This window comes from Pseudomonas retamae, assembly GCF_043496865.1.
In the GTDB taxonomy this organism is placed as follows: Bacteria; Pseudomonadota; Gammaproteobacteria; order Pseudomonadales; family Pseudomonadaceae; genus Aquipseudomonas; species Aquipseudomonas retamae.
In genome coordinates this window covers 40,914-59,711 of record NZ_JBIEIL010000015.1, presented here as the reverse complement: position 1 = coordinate 59,711, position 18,798 = coordinate 40,914, and the positions used below count along the sequence as shown (strand labels likewise).

Here is an 18,798-nt window from a genome sequence, read left to right as displayed (position 1 = left end):
CTCGCCATGACCACCGCATTACTGATCATCGACGTCCAGCAGGCTTTGTGTGCTGGTGAATATCAGTGTTTTGAAATCGACCGCGTGATCTCTACGATCAATGATCTGAGCCGCCGCGCTCGAGAGGCCGGGGTTCCGGTGGTGCTGATTCAACATGAAGAAAAGGACGGTCCGTTCGTTCGCGATGCAGAGGGTTGGCAACTCGCCGAAGGCTTGCTGATTTCCCCCACAGATCTGCGTGTGAACAAGACCACCGGCGATTCCTTTTACCAGACCGACCTGGGCAAGCTGTTGCCCAGCGAAGATTTCGAGCGCCTGGTGATCTGCGGCCTGCAGACCGATTACTGCGTCAATGCCACCGTGCGCCGCGCCCATGAATTGGGCTATGACGTGGTGGTCGCGCAAGATGCGCATTCGACCGTCGACAACGGCATGATGACCGCCGAAGACATCATTGCCGAGCACAACAAGGACTTCGCCGCCCTCACCAGCTCCGTGGCGCGGACCGACGTCAAGCCAGCGGCGACCATCCAATTCAAATAACACACCACACCTGTGGGAGAGGGCTTACTCGCGAAGGCGCCAGCCCAGCCAGATCATCAGCGCCCGACCCACCGCCATCGCCAGCAGGCTGGCTCCCACAAGGGTCCTGCGTTGTCGCAAAACTCGAGCCCACCACACAACCTGTGGGAGCGAGCCTGCTCGCGAAGGCGCCAGCCCAGCCAAATCACCAACAACTGACACACCGTCGCCGCAGGTTAACGATCTGCCACCAACAACCGCTCAACCTGCGCCAGTTCCCAGGTACTGAGCAGACTCACCGGGTCCGTGCCGTAACGTTGCCACGACTCGAGCGCGCCCTCATGGCCTTCGGGACTGCAGGCGTATTCACAGTGATGCAATCGTTGATCAGCAAAATCCAGCAGCAGGCGCCAGCCGTCGATATCGACGTTGATCAGCCCCGTCGCGTCAGGTCCTTCGCAGACCTTGAGTGCCAATACGCCCAGCGCCGCTTCGCGAAGACGCTGACAAACTTCGCGGGCGGTCAAAGATGACGACATGTTGAACTCGATCGAAAAAAGGAAGCCCCAGCATAAGTGCCGGGTCGACACCTGTCAGCGATCACTGGCCCGACACGGAACAATTCCGTAACATTCGCCCCCCTCTTTTTCCGAACACCTGCGGTCGCCGCGTCGGCCGCTCAGTCAGGTAAGCCATGAAACCGATTCGTCTGCGCGCCGATGTCCTGGCCGGACTCACCACCTCGTTTGCCCTGTTGCCCGAATGCATTGCGTTTGCGCTGGTGGCGCACCTCAACCCGCTGATGGGCCTGTATGGCGCGTTCATCATTTGTACGCTGACGGCACTGTTCGGCGGGCGGCCGGGCATGGTCTCCGGCGCTGCAGGCTCGATGGCCGTGGTGATCGTCGCCCTGGTGGTTCAGCACGGTGTGCAGTATCTGCTGGCGACGGTGCTGCTCGGCGGGCTGATCATGATGGCGTTCGGTCTGTTGCGCCTGGGCAAACTGGTGCGCATGGTGCCGCACCCGGTGATGCTGGGGTTCGTCAACGGGCTGGCGATCATCATTGCCCTGGCGCAACTGGAGCATTTCAAGAATGGTGAGGACTGGCTCAGCGGCACGCCGTTGTACCTAATGACCGGTCTGGTGTTGCTGACCATGGCCATCGTCTATGTCCTGCCGCGCCTGACCCGTGCGGTGCCGCCGGCGCTGGTGGCGATTCTCGGCGTCGGTCTGCTGGTCTATGTGTTCGGCCTGCCGACCCGCACCCTCGGGGACATGGCACACATTGCTGGCGGCTTGCCGAGCTTCGCGCTGCCGGACATCCCGTGGAATCTTGAAACCCTGCGCGTCATTGCGCCTTACGCAATCCTGATGGCGCTGGTCGGCCTGCTGGAAACCCTGCTGACCCTCAACCTCACTGACGAAATCACCGAAACCCGCGGCTACCCGGATCGTGAGTGCGTGGCGCTTGGCGCGGCGAACATGGTCTCGGGCGCGTTCGGTGGCATGGGCGGTTGCGCGATGATCGGCCAGACCGTGATCAACCTCAGTTCCGGCGGGCGCGGGCGGTTGTCCGGGGTGGTCGCCGGCGTGCTGATCTTGTTGTTCATCCTGTTCCTGTCACCGCTGATCGAGCGGATTCCGCTGGCGGCGCTGGTTGGCGTGATGTTCGTGGTGTCGCAGCAGACTTTCGCCTGGGCGTCGTTGCGAGTGATCAACAAAGTGCCGCTCAACGATGTGCTGGTGATCATCGCCGTGACCACCATCACCGTGTTCACCGATCTGGCCACCGCCGTACTCTGCGGCATCGTTATTGCTGCGCTCAACTTCGCCTGGCAGCAGGCGCGCGAACTGTACGCCGACGAGCATATGGAAGCCGACGGCAGCAAGCTTTATCGCTTGCACGGCACGTTGTTCTTCGCCTCGACCACGCCGTTTCTCAATCAGTTCGACCCGGCCAATGACCCGGACCGGGTGACGCTGGATTGCCGGCATCTGAGCTTCGTCGATTATTCAGCAATCGCCGCGTTGAAAACGTTGCGTGAGCGCTACGCCAAGGCCGGCAAGCATTTGCAGGTGTTCCATTTGTCGGAGCGCTGCAAGAAGCTACTCAAGCGTGCCGGCGTCGATCACGACTGAACCTTCACAGTTCGTGTCCTTGAGCCAGGTCTTGCCGAGAATGCGCGAGACCTGATCGGCGGAGTAGGGCTTGGCGATGAACTCGAACCCTTCGTAACCGCTGCGCGCCAGTTCTTCGCTGTAGCCGGACGTCAGAATCACCGGCAGATCCGGGCGGCGTCGGCGTAGCTCCTTGGCGAGTGCGACGCCGGTGATGCCCGGCATCACCACGTCGGAAAACACCGCATCGAAGCCCATGGCGTCGGCACCGGCCAGTTGCAGGGCTTCTTCGGCGTTGGTCGCCCAGACCGTCTCGTAGCCCAGGTCCTGCAGAATCTGATTGGCAAAGCGGCCAACTTCGAGATTGTCCTCGACCACCAACACCCGACGTTTTTCGTGCAGCGGCTCTGCGTCGTCATCGTCCGCCGCATTGTTGCATTCCACTTCACTGGCAGGTACTTGAGGCAGGTACAGGGTGAACTCCGAACCTTCACCGAGCACGCTGGATACGTCGACGTTACCGCCCGATTGCTTGGCAAAGCCGAACACTTGCGACAAGCCCAGCCCGGTGCCTTTGCCGACATCTTTGGTGGTGAAAAACGGTTCGAAGATATGCTCGAGCGTCTTCGCATCAATGCCGGGGCCACTGTCCGCCAGAGCAATCGATACGAATTGCCCGCCGGAGCTGGCGTGGCCGCGAATCGCTGGCAGTGGCTTGTTGCACTCCAGGCGCAACTTCAGCAGCCCCTGACCGTTCATGGCATCACGGGCGTTGAGTGCAATGTTGATCAGCGCGGTCTCGAACTGACTCAGGTCGACGCGGATATAACAGGGATGATCGGGCCGTTCGACGCACACATGGATTTGCGCACCGGTGACCGATTCGAGCATCTCGCCAATGTTTTCCAGACGCTCGCCGGCATCGACCACCTGCGGATTGAGCGGCTGCCGACGGGCAAAGGCGAGCAGCTGGCTGGTCAGCTTGGAGGCACGCTCGACCGTATCCGACACCGCGCGCATATAACGCTGCCGGCGCTCTTCGGAAAGATTGGGCTGACGCAGAAAGTCCACCGACGACCGAATGATTGTCAGCAGGTTATTGAAGTCATGCGCCACGCCGCCGGTGAGCTGGCCGATGGCTTCAAGCTTTTGCGACTGGCGCAACGCCGATTCGGCATGGGCCAGGCGCAGGCTGCGCTCCTCGACCCGCTGTTCGAGCGTGGCGTTGAGTTCGGCCAGCGCGTTGAGGCCTTCGCGCACGCTGGCATCGGCGCGCACTCGCTCGATGTGCGCCCAGCAGCGTTCGGTCACTTCGTTCAGCAGCGCTTGCTCGAAGTCCGACCAGACCCGTGGCGCCTTGTCATGGATGGCCATCAATGCGGTCAAGCGACCTTGCTTGATCAGCGGCATGCAGATGGTCGCGGTGATGCCGATGGCCTGGAACGTCGCCGATTCTTCCGGCGGCAGTTCGCTGCGGTTGTCATGGATGACCAGCGGCTTGCCGGCACGCAGCAGGGTCACGGCTTTTTTGCCGAAATCGCGCAACTGATAATGGCCGACAATGCTCGGCGAGCCCGGCGCCGCGTAGTCGCCGCGAATGGTGAAGCCGTCTTCGTCGGCATCCATGTCAGCGTAGGCGCAATTGGACAGTTGCAACTGCTCGACCATCAGCCGGGTACTCGTCGCCAGAATGTCCTGGGCGTCAGTGGCGTTGGTCACCGACTTGCCGATCGCATCGAGGACCACCAGGCGCTGGTTGAGGTAGACGGTCTGAGTGGTTTCAGTGACGGTGTCGATCATCCCGACGACGTTGCCAAGAGAATCGCGAATCGGGCTGTAACAGAAGGTGAAATAGGCCTGCTCCGGGCCGCGGCCGCGCTCGATCGTCAGCGCGAAGTTTTCGATATAGGTGGCGCGTCCGGCGTAGGCCGCATCGGCGATGGGGCTGATTTCGCTCCAGGCTTCTTTCCAGATATCGCTGAAGGGGCGGCCCAGTGCGTCGGGCTTGTCGCCGAGAATCGGCACAAACGCGTCGTTGTAGAGGGTGATCAGTTCCGGGCCCCAAATGATCGCTTGGGGAAAGTGCGAGGCGAGACAGAGCGAGACAGTGGTCTTGAGCACATCGGGCCAGTGTTCCAACGGACCGAGCGGGTTGTTCGCCCAATCGTGACGTCGAATCTGTTCGGCCATTGCGCCATTGTCCTGCAACCAGTCTTTCATGGGGATCTTGTCTATCCTGACGTCAGCATGTGAAGAAGACCCTCGTGCCGGTGTTTGGTTTCAGAGCACTGGCGTGGTGTTGGCCAGTGGTGGATCCGGACCTGCGCGCATCATGCCACGATGCGGCGGACGAAACGATTTGTGGCGAGGGTATCGCTCCCTCGCCACGGCGTTGTTGCTGACTTTTTATCACGCGTCGATGGCAGGAAAATCGATGTCCGTCAGCGCAGTGTTGTTCAGGTAGTTGGTCAGGGTCTGCACCGCCACCAGCGCGATGACTTCAATGATTTTCACGTCGTCGATACCGGCGGCGCGGGCGGCGGCGATCTGCTCATCGTTCAGGTGGCCGCGGGTTTCTACCAGTTGGCGGGCGAGGGCGGCGTAGGCGTTGAGTTCTCCGTGGCGGGCGGCGACGATGTCCTCGGCCGACATCCCGGCCTTGCCAGCGAACAAGGTGTGCGCCGCCAGGCAGTAGTCGCAACCGTTGACCTGCGAAGTGGCGAGGTACACCGCTTCTTTTTGCTGGGCGCTCAGGGAAGTCTTGCCGAGGATCGCCGAAGCCTGCACATAGGTGTCGAGGGCGACCGGCGCCTTGGCCAAGGTGGAGAACAGATTCGGCAGAAAGCCGATTTTCTTTTTCACGCCTTCGAGCACTGGGCGGGTGGCGTCGGTGGCGGTGTCGAGGCTGATAGCGTTGATGCGGCTCATGGAGATTCTCCGAAGTACCGGTGCGAAGTGCGCCGGGGATGGAGGCCATGTTATTGAGAGAGACTGGTGCTTTGGCGGCAAATCGTCGAGGATATGCTGCAGATCGTCCAGATCAGCGCTTAGACGATTCATCGACTGGGCGGCCGCCTTCGCGAGCAGGCTCGCTCCCACAGGAAGCATGCATTTCAAAGTGGGAGCGAGCCTGCTCGCGAAAGTGTCGACGCGGAGCCAGCGTTGCAACACCCCACAGCCAACAAAGCCGGAGTCGTCCATGGATCGCCTGTCAACCTTGCTCAGCCATTTCGGCGTGAATGCCGGGACCTTTCACAGCGGCGCGTTTTGTGGCGTCAGCGTGCATGAGGACGAACCGGTCGGCCATGTTCATCTATTGCAGGCGGGCGAGCTGCTGTTGCAGCCGGGCCGTGAGCGTGAGATGCGGCTGACTGAACCGTCGCTGATCTTTTTTCCCCGGCCCTTTACTCATCGCATGTTTGCCGACGAAGCCATGGACACCCGGCTGGTCTGCGCATCGCTGACCTTCGACGGCGGCTCGGGTAATGCCCTGGCGGCGGCGCTGCCGGATTATCTGGTGCTGAAGCTGACCGACATTCCCGAATTGGGCAGCACCCTCGAATGGTTGTTCAAGGAAGCCTTCGAAGGCCATTGCGGCCGTGTGGCGGTGATGGATCGGCTGTTCGAATTGCTGGTGATTCTGCTGTTACGGCACTTGATCAGCAGCCGCGAGCAACAACCGGGGATGATCGCCGGGCTCGCCGATCCGCGCTTGTCCCGGGCCTTGAACTTGATGCATGAACAACCGCAAAAACCCTGGAGCGTGGCCGAGCTGGCGTCAGTCGCCAACCTGTCCCGTGCCGGTTTCGCCGAGCAGTTTCGTCGGGTGGTCGGACAGACGCCGGCCGATTATCTGCTGAGCTGGCGCGTCAGTCTGGCGCAGAAACGCCTGCGTGAGGGCCGGCCCATCGCGCTGATCGCCGAGGAAGTCGGTTACGAAAGTCCGTCGGCATTGGCCCGGGCGTTTCGTCGCAAGACCGGGCTCAGTCCGCGCGAATGGAAGGCCGCTTTGGAATAATCATCGCGCAAATTTTTTCGCTCCGGCGACACAGAGAATCACCCCTAACGTCACCGCCAGCATGCCGAGGCTGACCTGTTCGTGCAGCAAGGTCGCCGCCAGCGCCAGGCCGAAAAACGGCTGCAGCAATTGCAACTGGCCGACCGCTGCGATACCGCCCTGAGCCAGGCCGCGATACCAGAACACAAAACCGATCAGCATGCTGAACAGCGACACGTAGCCCAGACTCAGCCAAGCCGATGCACTGATGGTCGCGAACGAGGCGGGCGCCAGCCACACACTCGTTATCGCCATCAGCGGCAACGACAGCACCAGCGCCCAGCAAATCACCTGCCAGCCACCCAGGCTGCGTGACAGCTTCGCGCCTTCGGCGTAACCGAGGCCGCAGGCGAGAATCGCTGCGAGCATCAACAGGTCGCCGATGGGCGAGGCGGTCAAACCTTGCGACAGGGCAAAACCGACCACCAGCGCACTGCCGAGAATCGAAAACAGCCAGAACACCGGACGTGGCCGCTCACCGCCGCGCAACACGCCGAAAATCGCCGTGGCCAGTGGCAGCAATCCTACAAACACAATCGAATGCGCGGATGTGACGTATTGCAGCGCCAACGCGGTCAGCAGTGGAAAACCCAGCACCACGCCGAGCGCGACAATCAGTAGCGACAGCCATTGATTGCGCGCCGGCCGTGGTTGGCGGAACAACCCCAGCAGAGTCACGGCCAGCACCCCGGCGATGGCGGCGCGCAGCACCGTCAGAAACACCGGATCGAACTCCAGCACCGCCAGGCGCGTGGCGGGCAGCGAGCCGCTGAAGATCAGTACGCCGATGAAACCATTGATCCAGCCACTGGTTTTTCCCAGTGCCGGGGCGGGCAGGTGCGAAGTCTGTTCCATACGAAGTCACGCTCGACAAGTGAGTGGCGTTGCGCCGATGCTAGGGCCACGAATCAGCACAATCAAAAAATTGTCATGGATACACCTCGACATGCCACGCTCCCGCTATAAAACCCTGGTCGACGCTTATGCTGCGGACATTCGTTCGGGGCGTCTGGCACCGGGCACACGCTTGCCCACCCATCGGCAATTGGCGACGCAGGAAGGGCTGGCGCTGGTCACCGCCTCGCGCGTTTACGCCGAGCTTGAGGCCATGGGCCTGGTCAGCGGCGAAACCGGGCGCGGCACCTTTGTCCGTGAAACGTTGCTGGCGCCGGGGCAAGGCATCGATCAGAAAGACGTGGCGGTCGGCATGATCGACCTCAATTTCAACTACCCGTCATTGCCTGGGCAGGCCGAGCTATTGCGCACCGCGCTGCGCCAATTGGCCTTGTCGGGCGACCTTGAAGCGCTGCTGCGCTATCAACCCCACGCCGGTCGCAGCCACGTGCGCGCATCGGTCGCCCGGCATTTGCTGAGCCGTGGCGTCGAGGTCACTGCCGAGCAGGTGCTGATCGTCAACGGCGCCCAGCAGGGGCTGGCGGTGACGTTGATGGCGCTGCTCAAGCCCGGTGATGTGATCGCCGCCGACGCGTTGACCTATTCCGGCTTCAAGGTCCTGGCCGAAGCACTGCATCTGGAAATTGTCGCGATCCCGTCCGGCGCTCAGGGTCCGGATCTCGACGCCCTGGAAAAACTCTGCCGCCATCGCGCAGTGCGCGCCGTGTATTGCATGCCGACACTGCACAATCCGCTGGGCTGGGTGACACCGTTGGCGCAACGTGAGCAATTGGTAGCGATCGCCCGGCGGCACGATCTGACGTTGATCGAGGATGCGGCCTACGCGTTTCTGGTGGAAAACCCACCGCGCGCGCTGATCGATCTGGCGCCGGAGCGCACGGTGTACGTCTCGGGCCTGTCGAAAAATATCGCCACGGGCCTGCGCGTGGGCTTCATCGCCGCACCGCTCGAGCGGGTGCCAGCGCTGGAACGGGTAATCCGCGCCACGACCTGGAACACCCCCGGCGTCATGACTGCCATCGCCTGCGGCTGGCTCGACGACGGCACCGTGACGCTGCTTGAAGAGCAGAAACGCAACGACGCCATGGCGCGACAAGCGTTGGCCGCCGAGGTGCTCAAAGGCCTGCATTGTATTGGCCATTCGGCCTCGTATTTCCTCTGGTTACCGCTGCCGGAGGATGTGCGTGCGGACCAAGTCGTCGTCGAATTGATGCGTGAGCAGATTTCGGTCACCAGCGCCGAGCCGTTTGCCGTGGCAAGCCATGTGCCGCACGCGATTCGTCTGGCATTGGGCTCGGTCGACATCGATGTGCTTGGCCAGGCGCTGAAGAAAATCCGCCAGATCCTCGGTGCTTATCTATGAAGACAAGATGCTAACCTTGCGCCGCCCGTTGCAATCGAACCGGAATCCGTGATGAAAAACTCTGCTGCATTGACCCTCGCGCTGCTGCTCGGCACCGGCCTGCTCAGTCCTCTCACGCAGGCCGCAGGCGATCCCGAAGCCGGCGCAAAAATCTTCCCGCGCCTGTGCGGTGGCTGCCATCAGGTCGGCGAATCGGCCCGCCCCGGATTTGGCCCGCAACTCAATGGCATCATTGGCCGGGCGGCGGGGACTTCAGCGAACTATGTGTATTCCGACGCGATGAAAAACTCCGGGCTGACCTGGGACCGCCAAACGCTGATTGCCTACCTGAAAGACCCGAAAGGCGTGGTGCCCGGCACGCGGATGATTTTCTGGGGACTGAGCGACGAGGAAAAACTGGATAATCTGCTGGCGTATCTGCAGACGTTTTCTCAGTAAATCCTGCGGCGATTTCCAACTGCGACGCCGAAGCGATATCTGAACATCGCCTGATCACGCCACCCGATTGCGACCGTTTGCCTTGGCTTGATAGAGCTGCTGGTCAGCACGTTTGAGCAGCGCGGCATGGCTGTTGTCGGCCGGGTCAGCCAGACCGATACCGATGCTCACCGTGACTTGTTCGATGCCTGGGAAATCCGCGCTGGCGATGGCCGCGCGGATCTTTTCGGCGACCACTTCCGGTGTGTCGGGGGTGGCGATTTCCGGCAGTAGCACAGCGAACTCTTCGCCGCCGTAACGCGCGACGAAGTCGGTTGTGCGCACGCTGGCCTGAATCAGTTGCGCCAATTGTTGCAGCACGGCATCGCCCACTGCGTGACCGTGGGTGTCGTTGATGCGTTTGAAGTGGTCGGCATCAATCAGCAGCAGCGAGAACGGGCGGCCGGTGCGGCGAAACAGCAGCGTGTACTCGGTGAGTTTTTCGTCGAAGCGACGGCGGTTATAAACCCCGGTCAAGGCGTCGTGGGTCGCCAGACTCAGCAGTTCGGCATTGGCCTGGGTCAGCGCCGCGGTGCGCTGCGCGACGGTGGCCTCCAGCGACGCATTGGCTTGTTGCAGCTCACGTTCCTTGGCGAGCAGCGACTGGGTCATGGCCTCGATCGACTGGCCGAGCTGGGCAATCTCCTGCACCGGGTGTTGCAGGGCAAATTGCACACCGGTCTGTTTGTTCTGCACCTGCCGGGCCGAGTGCGCGAGCTGCTCGATCGGCCGGCTCAGATACAGCGCCAGATAGTAAGCGACCAAGCCGAAAATAAGCGCCGCGAACACGCCGAGGATCAGCAGTTTGTAAAACAGCAGGCGTGCCGGTTGCAGTGCGGTTTCCAATGGCTGGCGCACGGCAATCGACCAGGTCAGTGCCGTGCTGGAGGGCGTCGGCACGCTGACCGTGCTGGTCAGAAAACCATTGCTCGCCGTCCAGCCTTGCAGCTCGTCGTCGGGCGTAGACACTTGCTGGCCTGCCAGTGCTTGCGGATAGAGAACATTGCCATCGTGATCGATGATCAACGCTTCGATGTCCGGCGCCGAATGTTTATGCGCGAACGCCGCCGACTCGACCATGCGGGTCACCCAGCTCCAGTGTGCATGCGCGCCCAGCACGCCGATTACCTGGCCTTCGGCGTTATGGATCGGCGCGGCAAAATCGATGAAACGCAGCGGCTCGCCATTGGGCAGGCCGGGCAACATTTTCGCCAGCAGCACCGCCTCATGCGGGTCGCCGGTGTACTCACCATCCAGCCCGGCCCGGAACCATGGCCGCTGCTGCACCGACTGACCGACCAGCAAACCGCCCACCGCTTGATGCACTTTGCCTTCGGCATCGGTGACGCCCATCCACGCATATTCGGCGCGGGCCTCGGTACGCAATTGCATCGATTTGAGAATTGCCGGATTGTCGAGATCGCCACGTTCCAGATGCGGCGCACGGCTGAGCAGATAAACCTCCAGCTGGCGTTCGCGCAGTTGCTCACCCAACAAGGACGCCGCCGCGCGCGCGGTATTGAGCAGCGCGTTGCCGCTGGCCTGCTTCATCTGCTCGGTGGCGATATGGCCGACATAGAAACCCACGCTCAACAGTGTCAGCAAAGACAAACCGGCGAACCAGAGGGTGAGGTGGCTACGCAGACTGGCTTTGAGCATGGCAGGCAGGGTCTGTTCTGATTTTGTCGGCGAATGGTATGCGCAATGGGCGGCGGGGGCCAGTCGCGTGTGGATAGCCCCGGCAGTCTCAGGTTGGCTTGCCTGGGCTTTTGAAAGAGCTGCGTATGCTGTTGATTACGGCGCTATTGGCCGAATGCACAGCTCACCGGTTGCACGGGTCAGCGCCAGATCATGCAGCGCATCCTGAGTCAGGCCGTTGCGTGCATTGGCCAGCCACTTCGGGCAATCGGCGTCACGACGATACGGTGCGAAGTCGGCGTACTGTTGCAGCAGCCGCGTTTGCAATTCATCCAGGCGCGGGCGGATCTGTTTGCCCAGATCGGGACGCGGCGTGTCCGGCGCTGCACCGGCGGCTTGCCATTGCGCCAGCAGACCGTACTGCACCAGCTTGTTCGCCTCCATTTGCGCGGCGAGCAATTGCGCAACGTCCTCCGGGTTCAGTTGCCGTTCTGCGGCCAGCATTCGCGCATTGGCGATGACCTGCGCTTCACGCGGGCTGTCCTGGATTGGCTTGCCGCTGTCCCATTTGGTCAGCGCCACGAGGTCGCCGATGTTCAGGCGTTCGTTCAGCGTCTGCACCAACGGCTTCAGGGTTTCGGCGGGCATAGCGGCTTGAGCGCCGGTGACGAGGAGGGCGAGAAAGGTCCCGGTCAGCAGATTGGCAAGGTGCGGCATGTACAGAACCTCAAGCAGAGAAATTGGCGTGCGTTTTATTTACCACAGCCCGTGACACGCTACCTACTGCCTTCAGCGATTGTTTAGACAATGTTTGGATCGCTGATAAACAGCGAACGGAAATGTTAATTGCACACCGCCCGCATGTCATCGAAGCTATCCTCCATCAACCCTCCTGCCGTAGAGATGGACCACCCCTCAATGCAAGTCGCCGACCACCGCCCGCTCTGGCAAACCTATCTGCTGTTCCTTGCGCCAATGGTGCTGTCGAACTTTCTGCAATCGATGTCGGGCACGGTCAACAGCATCTACATCGGCCAGATGCTCGGCACCCAGGCGCTGGCGGCGGTATCGGGGATGTTTCCGGTGGTGTTCTTTTTCATTGCACTGGTGATCGGCCTCGGTGCAGGAGCGGGTGTGTTGATCGGGCAGGCCTGGGGCGCGCGCGAACCGCACATGGTCAAGGCGATTGCCGGCGCAACGCTGTTGCTGGGCGTATTGATCGGTTTGCTCGCAGCGGTGCTCGGCAGCGTATTCGCGCGGCAGGCGCTGACCGGGCTGGGGACACCAGCGGATGTACTCGATGATGCCGTAGCGTACGCCCATGTGATGCTGTGGATTCTGCCGTCGCTGCTGGTGTTCGTGCTGTTCACGCAACTGCTGCGTGGGGTCAGCGATACGCTGTCACCGCTGCTGGCACTGATGGTCTCGACCTGCGTCGGGCTGGCGCTGACGCCGGCACTGATCCGCGGCTGGTTCGGCTTGCCGCAACTGGGCATTCAAAGCGCGGCCTATGCCGGTTTGGCCGGTAACCTTTCGGCGATGGCGTGGCTGGCGTGGCGCTTGATTCGCAAGGGGCATCCACTGGCGCCGGACCGGGAATTTTTTGCCGCGCTGCGACTCGACGGGGCGATTCTCGGCAAGGTGCTGCGCATTGGCCTGCCGACCGGCGTGCAAATGATTGTGCTGTCGCTGTCGGAGCTGGTGATTCTGGCACTGGTCAATCAGCACGGTTCGCAAGCAACCGCGGCTTACGGCGCGGTGACGCAGATCGTCAACTACGTGCAGTTTCCGGCGCTGTCGATTGCGATCACCGCATCGATTCTTGGTGCACAGGCCATCGGTGCCGGGCGGCTGGAACGCATGGGCCCGATCCTGCGTACGGGCCTTTTGATCAACGTGTGCCTGACCGGTGGTTTGATCGTTCTCGGTTACCTGCTATCGCACTGGTTGCTCGGGCTGTTCCTCACCGATGACTCGACCCGGGCGATGGCTGAGCATCTGTTGCACATCATGTTGTGGAGCCTGTTGGTGTTTGGCTTCCAGGCCATCATCGGCGGCATCATGCGTGCCAGCGGTACGGTGCTGGTGCCGGTGGCCATCGCGATCATCTGCGTCGTCGGCGTGCAACTGCCGGCGGCGTACTGGCTCGACGGGCAGTTTGGTTTGCAGGGTGTGTGGATGGCATTTCCAGTCGCGTATCTGGGTATGCTGGTGCTGCAAACGCTGTATTACAAACTGGTCTGGCGGCATCAGAAGATCGAGCGGTTGGTTTAGCCCGGCGAGGGTTGGCGTAACGCTCAGTTGTTTGCTTAAGTCATTCAGGTCCCTGAACGGCAAGCCCAGCCTGGAGAATGTCATGTCGATCCGATTGCTCCTGGCTGCTGCGTTTTTTTTATGCGCCACGGCTGCTGCGCAGGCCGTCGAGTACAAACGGGTCAACACCACCGCCAGCCAGATCAGCTTCAGCTACAAACAAATGGGCGCACCGATGTATGGCACGTTCAGCAAGTTCGAGGCGGTGCTGGATTTCGACAGCGTCCACCTCGACAATGCCCGGACCACTCTGCATATCGACCTCGGCAGCATCGATGCCGGCAGTGACGACGCCAACACCGAACTGGTGAAACCGGCGTGGTTCGATACGGCACGATTTCCCGTAGCGGTGTTTCAGTCGACGCGCTTCACCGAAGTGGCCGAGTATCGCTATCTGGTCGACGGCCAGCTCACCCTTAAAGGCATGACGCGTGATGTGCAGGTGCCGGTGGAATTGAAACCGGGCAGTGGCATCGGTGTTTTCGACGGCGAGATGATCCTCAAGCGCGACGAGTTCGGCCTCGGCGCAGGGGAGTGGGCAGATTCGGTGGTGTCCACAGAGATCATCATCAAGTTCAAAGTCGTGGCGCCGCAGCAGTGACGCTGAGCTGACATTGGCAGATTCTGTAGATCCACGAGGTATGATGTCGCGGTTTTCCGCCGGAGTTTGCCTGTCATGCCACGCATCACCCACTACAAAACCCCATGCCCTGAAAGCGTCAACAGCCAGATTCTACAAATGGTCGTCGACTACCTGACCGACATCAGCGCCGTCGGCCTGGGGCCGAGCAACCTGCTGTACAACGTCTATCAGTACGCGGTGGGGTATGAGGTGCATCTGTATCTGGAAGCGTTGAACGGCGAGAAGGGCACCGAAGTGGAATTGCTGGTTGCGACCGCCGAGGACGACCCGGAGCAGGTCATCGGCTTTGTTCTGTACCTGCCGGTGCAGGGCGACTGGGAAGCGTGCAGCGTCGCCTACATGGCGGTGCGCGAAGGGCATCGGCGCCAGGGTGTGGCACGGGCGATGCTCGGCGAGATGGTCGGGCGTTATCCGCATGCCGAACTGACGTGCAGTGTCGGCAAGGTTCCGTATTTCGAGGCGCTGGGGTTTGAGGTGATCGGCTCGCGCGAAACCCAGGTATTGATGAGCACCCGGCACTACCGCAGCAACGGCCTGCGCGGATTCATCGACACCACCCCGATCTATCGCTCGCTCGAGGTTCAGCAGATTCATACCTATCTGCTGCAGAAAAACGGCAAGCGGGCGATGCTCGACGCCGAGAAACAGCGTGACCGGCATTTGGATCAGACGACCCGGCATACCGAAGAATTCGTCCGCCAGCGGCTGACGCTGCATTGAGTTAACCGGGTTCCGTCGTCACGCTTTGCGTCGTGGACGCGGAGCGTCCGCGGCTGCATTCCCACGCGGAGCGTGGGAACGATCAGGTCGGCAGCCAACCGCAGCGCCCTCTCCCTCCGGGAGAGGGCAGGCTCACGCAAGACCCGGCTATTCAGCCAAGCTTCACATTCATGGTTATCCGCGCCGTGAAGACCTGTTTGCCCTCGGTATCGTGAATATCGACGGTGACCACCTTGTCGCCCGCGCTTTGCCAATCCACGCCTTCAGCGCTGGCCACTGCCGTCACGTCGGTTTTGGCCTTGGCCAGGTATTCCACGGTCATGCCTTTGGGAATCCAGCGTGCGCCGTCCGGGATCGAGACGTCGGTCATCATGCCGCCGGCGAGTTCTGCGGCGTTGCACATCGCAATCGCATGGACCGTGCCGAGGTGGTTGGTGATTTCCTTGCGAAACGGCACTTGCACCGTGGCTGCGTTCGGGCGCAGCTCGGTGATCAGGGGATTGATCGTGCTGAAGTAGGGGGCGAACTGGCAGGCCATTTTGCTGAAGGCGTCGGAGCCGACGCTGTTGAACATGCTGAGAGATTGACTCATGGGAAACGCCTCGCGATAAGTGTTTTTGCAGAATGATGTTCCGTTACAGAACAATGTTCTGTAACGGAACGGTATTCTGTCCGCGGGAAATCTGTCAACCTGTGCAGGCTTTTTTTATTGGGCACGAGCGTGTCTTCCACTTTTTCATTTTTCAGGCTGTGAGCAGCATGGACACCGCAGATCTACTTGAACGCAGTTACCCCGGCCGCCGCGCCGAACTCAAGCGCGATATCTTTCGCAAGGCGCTGAACCTGTTCAACGAGCAGGGGATCGAGGCCACCACCATCGAGATGATTCGCGCCGAATGCGATACCAGCGTCGGCGCGATCTATCACCATTTCGGTAACAAGGAAGGCTTGGTCGCAGCGCTGTTTTTCACCGCGCTGGAGGATCAGACGCGGCTGCGCGATGAGTATCTGGATGCCGGGCAAACCACCGAACAAGGCGTGCAGGCGCTGGTGTTCAGCTACCTCGACTGGGTCGAGCGCCAGCCGCAGTGGGCGCGCTTTCAGTACCACGCACGGTTTGCCGTGACCAAAGGGCCGTTCAAGGATGAGTTGGCCGAGCGCAACAAAATGCGTAATCGACGCCTGCGCGAATGGCTCGGTGAATCCGGGCGCATGGGCGAACTGCGCGATTTGCCGTTCGAATTGTTGCCCTCGCTGATCATTGGTCAGGCCGAGAGCTACTGCCGTGCTTGGCTGGCGGGGCGGGTCAAGGGCAGCCCGATGGAATATCGTGAAGTACTGGCGCAAGCCGCATGGCGTTCGATTTGCGCTGACACGGCGTTGCCAGACTGATCTTGCGCAGGGGGATGGCAGTAATGGCATCCCGAATTGTTTGCGCTGCCCCCCGCCAAGTTTCTCAAGCAAAAACGCTAACCCTGTGGGAGCCTGCTCGCGAATGCGCTAGCTCAGTCAACATCGCTGTGACTGACAGGCCGCTTTCGCGAGCAGGCTCGCTCCCACAGGAGATGGGTGTCGTTCAGAAAATTTCCTTCAAGTCAGGCGTTGCGCTGGAAAACCAGCGCCTTCAAGCCGCTCTCTGGGTCGATGTCCGGAAACTCCGGCGGATTTTCCAGCCGTTGTTCAAAGCGCAATCCCGGCGCTTCCCGTGTCACGCCATCGATCAGGAAGTCCGAGCCGAACGCCGGGTCGTTCATGCACGCCAGTACGCTGCCCTGCGCCGTGAGCAATTCCGGCAGGCGCCGCAGCACGCGCTGGTAATCCTTGGTCAGCAGAAAACTGCCTTTCTGGAACGACGGTGGATCGATGATCACCAGATCGTACGGGCCGCTGTTGATGACCTTGCCCCAGGACTTGAACAGATCGTGGCCGAGGAAACTGACTTTGCCCAGGTCATGGCCGTTCAGGCGATGATTGTCGCGACCGCGGCTCAGCGCCGCACGGGACATGTCGAGGTTGACCACATGGCTGGCGCCACCAGCGATGGCCGCGACCGAGAAACCGCAGGTGTAGGCAAAGAGGTTGAGAATGCGTTTGCCGCTGGCCTGTTCACGCACCCAGTCGCGCCCGTAACGCATGTCGAGAAACAGCCCGGCGTTCTGCTTGCGCCCGAGGTCGACGCGGTACTGCAAGCTGCCCTCGACGATGATCATTTCCTCGATCTCGTCGCCGAGCAGCCATTCGGCGGTGCTTTGTGGCAAGTAGCGATGCTGGATCAACAGAGTATGCGCACCGCACTGCCGCCATTCTTCGCTGGCAGTGATGTCCAGCAGCAAGCGCTTCAGGTCTTCCAGTTGCTCAGGCGGCGGTTCCTTGAACAGCGACACCAGCGCCACGCCCTGCAGCCAGTCCACTGTCAACTGCTCCAGCCCCGGCCAGCAGCGTCCGCGACCGTGAAACAGGCGACGGGTTTCGCTGGGTGCGGCGGCGAGCGCCGGCAGCAAATGGGCGCGGAGGGTGGTGAGAGCGTCAGGGGTCATCGGTCAGGATCGGCAAGCAGAATGGGCCGGCATTTTAACCACAATTGCTGCGTTGCGAATCCCGACCCATACCGCTGGAAACCGGGTTGTCGAAAAGTCCTGTATCAAAAGTGAATTTCTGCAGAGCGCGTGGCTCATACCAGATAAGCAGCGGATCCAAACCGCTAATCGAAAAATGTAATTCGGGGGAGTGCTGTTCATGTGCCCTACACCTACGTCGAGCGCGCACCTTCCTGGCGGGTTGATTCTGGTAGTCGAGGACGATCCGTTGATTCTGGAGTTTCTTTGCGAAATTCTTCAGGAGGAAGGGTTCAAGGTCGAGCCGCAAACCAGCGCTGACGCAGCATCACTGTATCTGGAAAAACATGCAGCAGACGTTGCGCTGTTACTGACCGACATCACCATGCCCGGCACGCTCAACGGCGCCGACCTGGCCAATCTGGTCGGTGATCGCTGGCCGGAAAAACCGGTGATGGTCATGTCCGGTTATGAGACCCCGGAAACTTCGGGCGTCAAGCATTCGGTGGCCTTCATCAAGAAGCCCTGGGCGATCGGTCAGTTGCTCGACTGTGTGGAAAGTGCATTCAAATCCAAGGCCCCGCAGCTGCACTGACAGATGCTACATTGGCGGGCAAGTTAGTCCGCCCCTGTCAGAGGATGTGTCCTTTTGTCTGCTGAAGTTTCTGTTTTCGACCGCGCGTTCGGTGCCTTCCTGTTCGACATGGACGGCACCGTGCTCAATTCCATCGCCGCTGCAGAGCGCATCTGGTCGGCCTGGGCGGTACGTCATGGGGTCAATGTCGAGGCGTTTTTGCCGACCATTCACGGTGCGCGCGCCATCGATACCATCACGCGTCTGAACCTGCCGGGGGTGGATGCCGAAGCGCAAGCGGCGTTCATTACCGCTGCGGAAATTGACGACGTCGAAGGCATTGTCGAGATTCCGGGCGCCGCGGCGTTTCTCAACAGCTTGCCGGCCGAGCGCTGGGCCATGGTCACTTCGGCACCGCGGGATCTGGCGTTGCGGCGCATGGCAGCCGCCGGGATTGCCGCGCCTGCGGTGTTGATCACCGCGCAAGACGTCAAGGCCGGCAAGCCTGATCCGGCGGGGTATCGCCTGGCGGCGCAACGCCTCGGTGTTGAACCGGGTGATTGCCTGATTTTCGAAGACGCGGCAGTGGGCATTCAGGCGGCGGAAGCGGCAGGCGCGCCGTTGATGATCATTACCACGACTCATCAGCATCCGCTGGAGACCACGCATGCGACGATTGCCAGTTATGACGCGATCAGGGTTGAGGTTGATGATCAGGGTTTGCTGCGGTTGTTTGAGAACTGAAAGGCCCCTCACCCTAACCCTCTCCCGGAGGGAGAGGGGACTGACCGAGTTGTGCCGCGTCAGATGCCGACCTGACCGACCTAAGCGATTATGGATTCAGCGCGGATCTTCCACGTCGGCGCACATCGCTAATTTCCCCCAATCGGTTCCCTCTCCCT

Annotated in this window: 19 protein-coding genes; 11 read left to right on the top strand and 8 right to left on the bottom strand. The window is 61.1% G+C overall.

Features of this window, described 5'->3' with window-relative positions; all coding sequences use genetic code 11:
- Positions 1-6: 6 nt before the first annotated feature.
- Positions 7-543: a cysteine hydrolase family protein gene (locus ACGSLL_RS24585; RefSeq protein ID WP_394508289.1), complete on the top strand. Its 537-nt coding sequence runs from the start codon at positions 7-9 to the stop codon at positions 541-543.
- A gap of 215 nt (positions 544-758) precedes the next feature.
- Here ACGSLL_RS24585 and ACGSLL_RS24580 read toward each other — a convergent pair whose 3' ends face one another.
- On the bottom strand, positions 759-1,061 hold the full coding sequence (locus tag ACGSLL_RS24580; RefSeq protein WP_394508288.1) for a DUF7693 family protein: 303 nt from the start codon (positions 1,059-1,061) through the stop codon (positions 759-761).
- Positions 1,062-1,216: 155 nt separating this feature from the next.
- Here ACGSLL_RS24580 and ACGSLL_RS24575 point away from each other — a divergent pair, with 155 nt between their 5' ends.
- Positions 1,217-2,662 carry a SulP family inorganic anion transporter gene (locus ACGSLL_RS24575; RefSeq protein WP_394508287.1) on the top strand — a complete coding sequence of 482 codons (1,446 nt, stop codon included), beginning with the start codon at positions 1,217-1,219 and terminating at the stop codon, positions 2,660-2,662.
- Here the strand turns inward: ACGSLL_RS24575 and ACGSLL_RS24570 are convergent.
- Both ACGSLL_RS24570 and ACGSLL_RS24565 read right to left on the bottom strand, forming a co-directional pair.
- Positions 2,630-4,861 carry a GAF domain-containing hybrid sensor histidine kinase/response regulator gene (locus ACGSLL_RS24570; RefSeq protein ID WP_394508286.1) on the bottom strand — a complete coding sequence of 744 codons (2,232 nt, stop codon included), beginning with the start codon at positions 4,859-4,861 and terminating at the stop codon, positions 2,630-2,632. The two genes, ACGSLL_RS24575 and ACGSLL_RS24570, sit on opposite strands and share 33 nt — an antisense overlap.
- Before the next feature lie 189 nt (positions 4,862-5,050).
- Positions 5,051-5,569, bottom strand: coding sequence for a carboxymuconolactone decarboxylase family protein (locus ACGSLL_RS24565; RefSeq protein ID WP_394508285.1), 519 nt, complete (start codon positions 5,567-5,569; stop codon positions 5,051-5,053).
- 271 nt (positions 5,570-5,840) lie between these two features.
- Here ACGSLL_RS24565 and ACGSLL_RS24560 point away from each other — a divergent pair, with 271 nt between their 5' ends.
- Positions 5,841-6,659 carry an AraC family transcriptional regulator gene (locus ACGSLL_RS24560; protein ID WP_208940659.1) on the top strand — a complete coding sequence of 273 codons (819 nt, stop codon included), beginning with the start codon at positions 5,841-5,843 and terminating at the stop codon, positions 6,657-6,659.
- Here the strand turns inward: ACGSLL_RS24560 and ACGSLL_RS24555 are convergent, their stop codons facing one another.
- Complete coding sequence (locus ACGSLL_RS24555) at positions 6,660-7,553, bottom strand: DMT family transporter (protein ID WP_394508284.1); 894 nt, start codon at positions 7,551-7,553, stop codon at positions 6,660-6,662.
- Between the two features lie 91 nt (positions 7,554-7,644).
- On the opposite strand from ACGSLL_RS24555, the gene ACGSLL_RS24550 reads away from it, so the two are divergent.
- Together ACGSLL_RS24550 and ACGSLL_RS24545 are read left to right on the top strand one after the other, a co-directional pair.
- A complete protein-coding gene (locus tag ACGSLL_RS24550) occupies positions 7,645-8,976 on the top strand; it encodes an aminotransferase-like domain-containing protein (RefSeq protein WP_394508283.1) in 1,332 nt (443 codons plus the stop codon).
- A gap of 51 nt (positions 8,977-9,027) precedes the next feature.
- Positions 9,028-9,414 carry a c-type cytochrome gene (locus ACGSLL_RS24545; protein WP_394508281.1) on the top strand — a complete coding sequence of 129 codons (387 nt, stop codon included), beginning with the start codon at positions 9,028-9,030 and terminating at the stop codon, positions 9,412-9,414.
- A gap of 54 nt (positions 9,415-9,468) precedes the next feature.
- On the opposite strand, the gene ACGSLL_RS24540 is transcribed toward ACGSLL_RS24545, so the two are convergent.
- Together ACGSLL_RS24540 and ACGSLL_RS24535 are read right to left on the bottom strand one after the other, a co-directional pair.
- The gene (locus ACGSLL_RS24540; protein ID WP_394508280.1) at positions 9,469-11,112 is read right to left on the bottom strand and encodes a sensor domain-containing diguanylate cyclase; all 1,644 of its coding nucleotides are present in this window, start codon (positions 11,110-11,112) and stop codon (positions 9,469-9,471) included.
- Between the two features lie 135 nt (positions 11,113-11,247).
- Complete coding sequence (locus ACGSLL_RS24535; RefSeq protein WP_394508279.1) at positions 11,248-11,808, bottom strand: chorismate mutase; 561 nt, start codon at positions 11,806-11,808, stop codon at positions 11,248-11,250.
- 201 nt (positions 11,809-12,009) lie between these two features.
- Here ACGSLL_RS24535 and ACGSLL_RS24530 point away from each other — a divergent pair, with 201 nt between their 5' ends.
- From ACGSLL_RS24530 to ACGSLL_RS24520, 3 genes are all read left to right on the top strand, one after another.
- The gene (locus ACGSLL_RS24530; protein ID WP_394508278.1) at positions 12,010-13,365 is read left to right on the top strand and encodes an MATE family efflux transporter; all 1,356 of its coding nucleotides are present in this window, start codon (positions 12,010-12,012) and stop codon (positions 13,363-13,365) included.
- A gap of 82 nt (positions 13,366-13,447) precedes the next feature.
- Positions 13,448-14,005, top strand: a complete 558-nt coding sequence (locus tag ACGSLL_RS24525; RefSeq protein ID WP_394508277.1) for a YceI family protein — start codon at positions 13,448-13,450, stop codon at positions 14,003-14,005.
- Positions 14,006-14,080: 75 nt separating this feature from the next.
- Complete coding sequence (locus tag ACGSLL_RS24520) at positions 14,081-14,767, top strand: GNAT family N-acetyltransferase (RefSeq protein WP_394508276.1); 687 nt, start codon at positions 14,081-14,083, stop codon at positions 14,765-14,767.
- 151 nt (positions 14,768-14,918) lie between these two features.
- Here ACGSLL_RS24520 and ACGSLL_RS24515 read toward each other — a convergent pair whose 3' ends face one another.
- A complete protein-coding gene (locus ACGSLL_RS24515; RefSeq protein ID WP_394508275.1) occupies positions 14,919-15,359 on the bottom strand; it encodes a hotdog fold domain-containing protein in 441 nt (146 codons plus the stop codon).
- Between the two features lie 167 nt (positions 15,360-15,526).
- On the opposite strand from ACGSLL_RS24515, the gene ACGSLL_RS24510 reads away from it, so the two are divergent.
- Complete coding sequence (locus tag ACGSLL_RS24510; RefSeq protein ID WP_394508274.1) at positions 15,527-16,159, top strand: TetR/AcrR family transcriptional regulator; 633 nt, start codon at positions 15,527-15,529, stop codon at positions 16,157-16,159.
- Positions 16,160-16,362: 203 nt separating this feature from the next.
- On the opposite strand, the gene ACGSLL_RS24505 is transcribed toward ACGSLL_RS24510, so the two are convergent.
- Positions 16,363-17,304, bottom strand: a complete 942-nt coding sequence (locus ACGSLL_RS24505) for a class I SAM-dependent methyltransferase (RefSeq protein ID WP_394508273.1) — start codon at positions 17,302-17,304, stop codon at positions 16,363-16,365.
- A 199-nt stretch (positions 17,305-17,503) separates the two neighbouring features.
- On the opposite strand from ACGSLL_RS24505, the gene ACGSLL_RS24500 reads away from it, so the two are divergent.
- Together ACGSLL_RS24500 and ACGSLL_RS24495 are read left to right on the top strand one after the other, a co-directional pair.
- Complete coding sequence (locus tag ACGSLL_RS24500) at positions 17,504-17,917, top strand: response regulator (protein ID WP_394508272.1); 414 nt, start codon at positions 17,504-17,506, stop codon at positions 17,915-17,917.
- 54 nt (positions 17,918-17,971) lie between these two features.
- Positions 17,972-18,640: an HAD-IA family hydrolase gene (locus ACGSLL_RS24495; protein WP_394508271.1), complete on the top strand. Its 669-nt coding sequence runs from the start codon at positions 17,972-17,974 to the stop codon at positions 18,638-18,640.
- Positions 18,641-18,798 lie beyond the last annotated feature (158 nt).

What these genes read in the sequence shown, in the direction of transcription:
- ACGSLL_RS24550 (WP_394508283.1), top strand. Translation starts at nt 7,645, where the DNA reads ATGCCACGCTCCCGCTATAAAACCCTGGTCGACGCTTATGCTGCGGAC.
- ACGSLL_RS24530 (WP_394508278.1), top strand. Translation starts at nt 12,010, where the DNA reads ATGCAAGTCGCCGACCACCGCCCGCTCTGGCAAACCTATCTGCTGTTC.
- ACGSLL_RS24560 (WP_208940659.1), top strand. Translation starts at nt 5,841, where the DNA reads ATGGATCGCCTGTCAACCTTGCTCAGCCATTTCGGCGTGAATGCCGGG.
- ACGSLL_RS24585 (WP_394508289.1), top strand. Translation starts at nt 7, where the DNA reads ATGACCACCGCATTACTGATCATCGACGTCCAGCAGGCTTTGTGTGCT.
- ACGSLL_RS24505 (WP_394508273.1), bottom strand. Translation starts at nt 17,304, where the DNA reads ATGACCCCTGACGCTCTCACCACCCTCCGCGCCCATTTGCTGCCGGCG.
- ACGSLL_RS24575 (WP_394508287.1), top strand. Translation starts at nt 1,217, where the DNA reads ATGAAACCGATTCGTCTGCGCGCCGATGTCCTGGCCGGACTCACCACC.
- ACGSLL_RS24540 (WP_394508280.1), bottom strand. Translation starts at nt 11,112, where the DNA reads ATGCTCAAAGCCAGTCTGCGTAGCCACCTCACCCTCTGGTTCGCCGGT.
- ACGSLL_RS24545 (WP_394508281.1), top strand. Translation starts at nt 9,028, where the DNA reads ATGAAAAACTCTGCTGCATTGACCCTCGCGCTGCTGCTCGGCACCGGC.
- ACGSLL_RS24555 (WP_394508284.1), bottom strand. Translation starts at nt 7,553, where the DNA reads ATGGAACAGACTTCGCACCTGCCCGCCCCGGCACTGGGAAAAACCAGT.
- ACGSLL_RS24520 (WP_394508276.1), top strand. Translation starts at nt 14,081, where the DNA reads ATGCCACGCATCACCCACTACAAAACCCCATGCCCTGAAAGCGTCAAC.
- ACGSLL_RS24515 (WP_394508275.1), bottom strand. Translation starts at nt 15,359, where the DNA reads ATGAGTCAATCTCTCAGCATGTTCAACAGCGTCGGCTCCGACGCCTTC.
- ACGSLL_RS24525 (WP_394508277.1), top strand. Translation starts at nt 13,448, where the DNA reads ATGTCGATCCGATTGCTCCTGGCTGCTGCGTTTTTTTTATGCGCCACG.
- ACGSLL_RS24580 (WP_394508288.1), bottom strand. Translation starts at nt 1,061, where the DNA reads ATGTCGTCATCTTTGACCGCCCGCGAAGTTTGTCAGCGTCTTCGCGAA.
- ACGSLL_RS24535 (WP_394508279.1), bottom strand. Translation starts at nt 11,808, where the DNA reads ATGCCGCACCTTGCCAATCTGCTGACCGGGACCTTTCTCGCCCTCCTC.
- ACGSLL_RS24500 (WP_394508272.1), top strand. Translation starts at nt 17,504, where the DNA reads ATGTGCCCTACACCTACGTCGAGCGCGCACCTTCCTGGCGGGTTGATT.
- ACGSLL_RS24570 (WP_394508286.1), bottom strand. Translation starts at nt 4,861, where the DNA reads ATGAAAGACTGGTTGCAGGACAATGGCGCAATGGCCGAACAGATTCGA.
- ACGSLL_RS24565 (WP_394508285.1), bottom strand. Translation starts at nt 5,569, where the DNA reads ATGAGCCGCATCAACGCTATCAGCCTCGACACCGCCACCGACGCCACC.
- ACGSLL_RS24510 (WP_394508274.1), top strand. Translation starts at nt 15,527, where the DNA reads ATGGACACCGCAGATCTACTTGAACGCAGTTACCCCGGCCGCCGCGCC.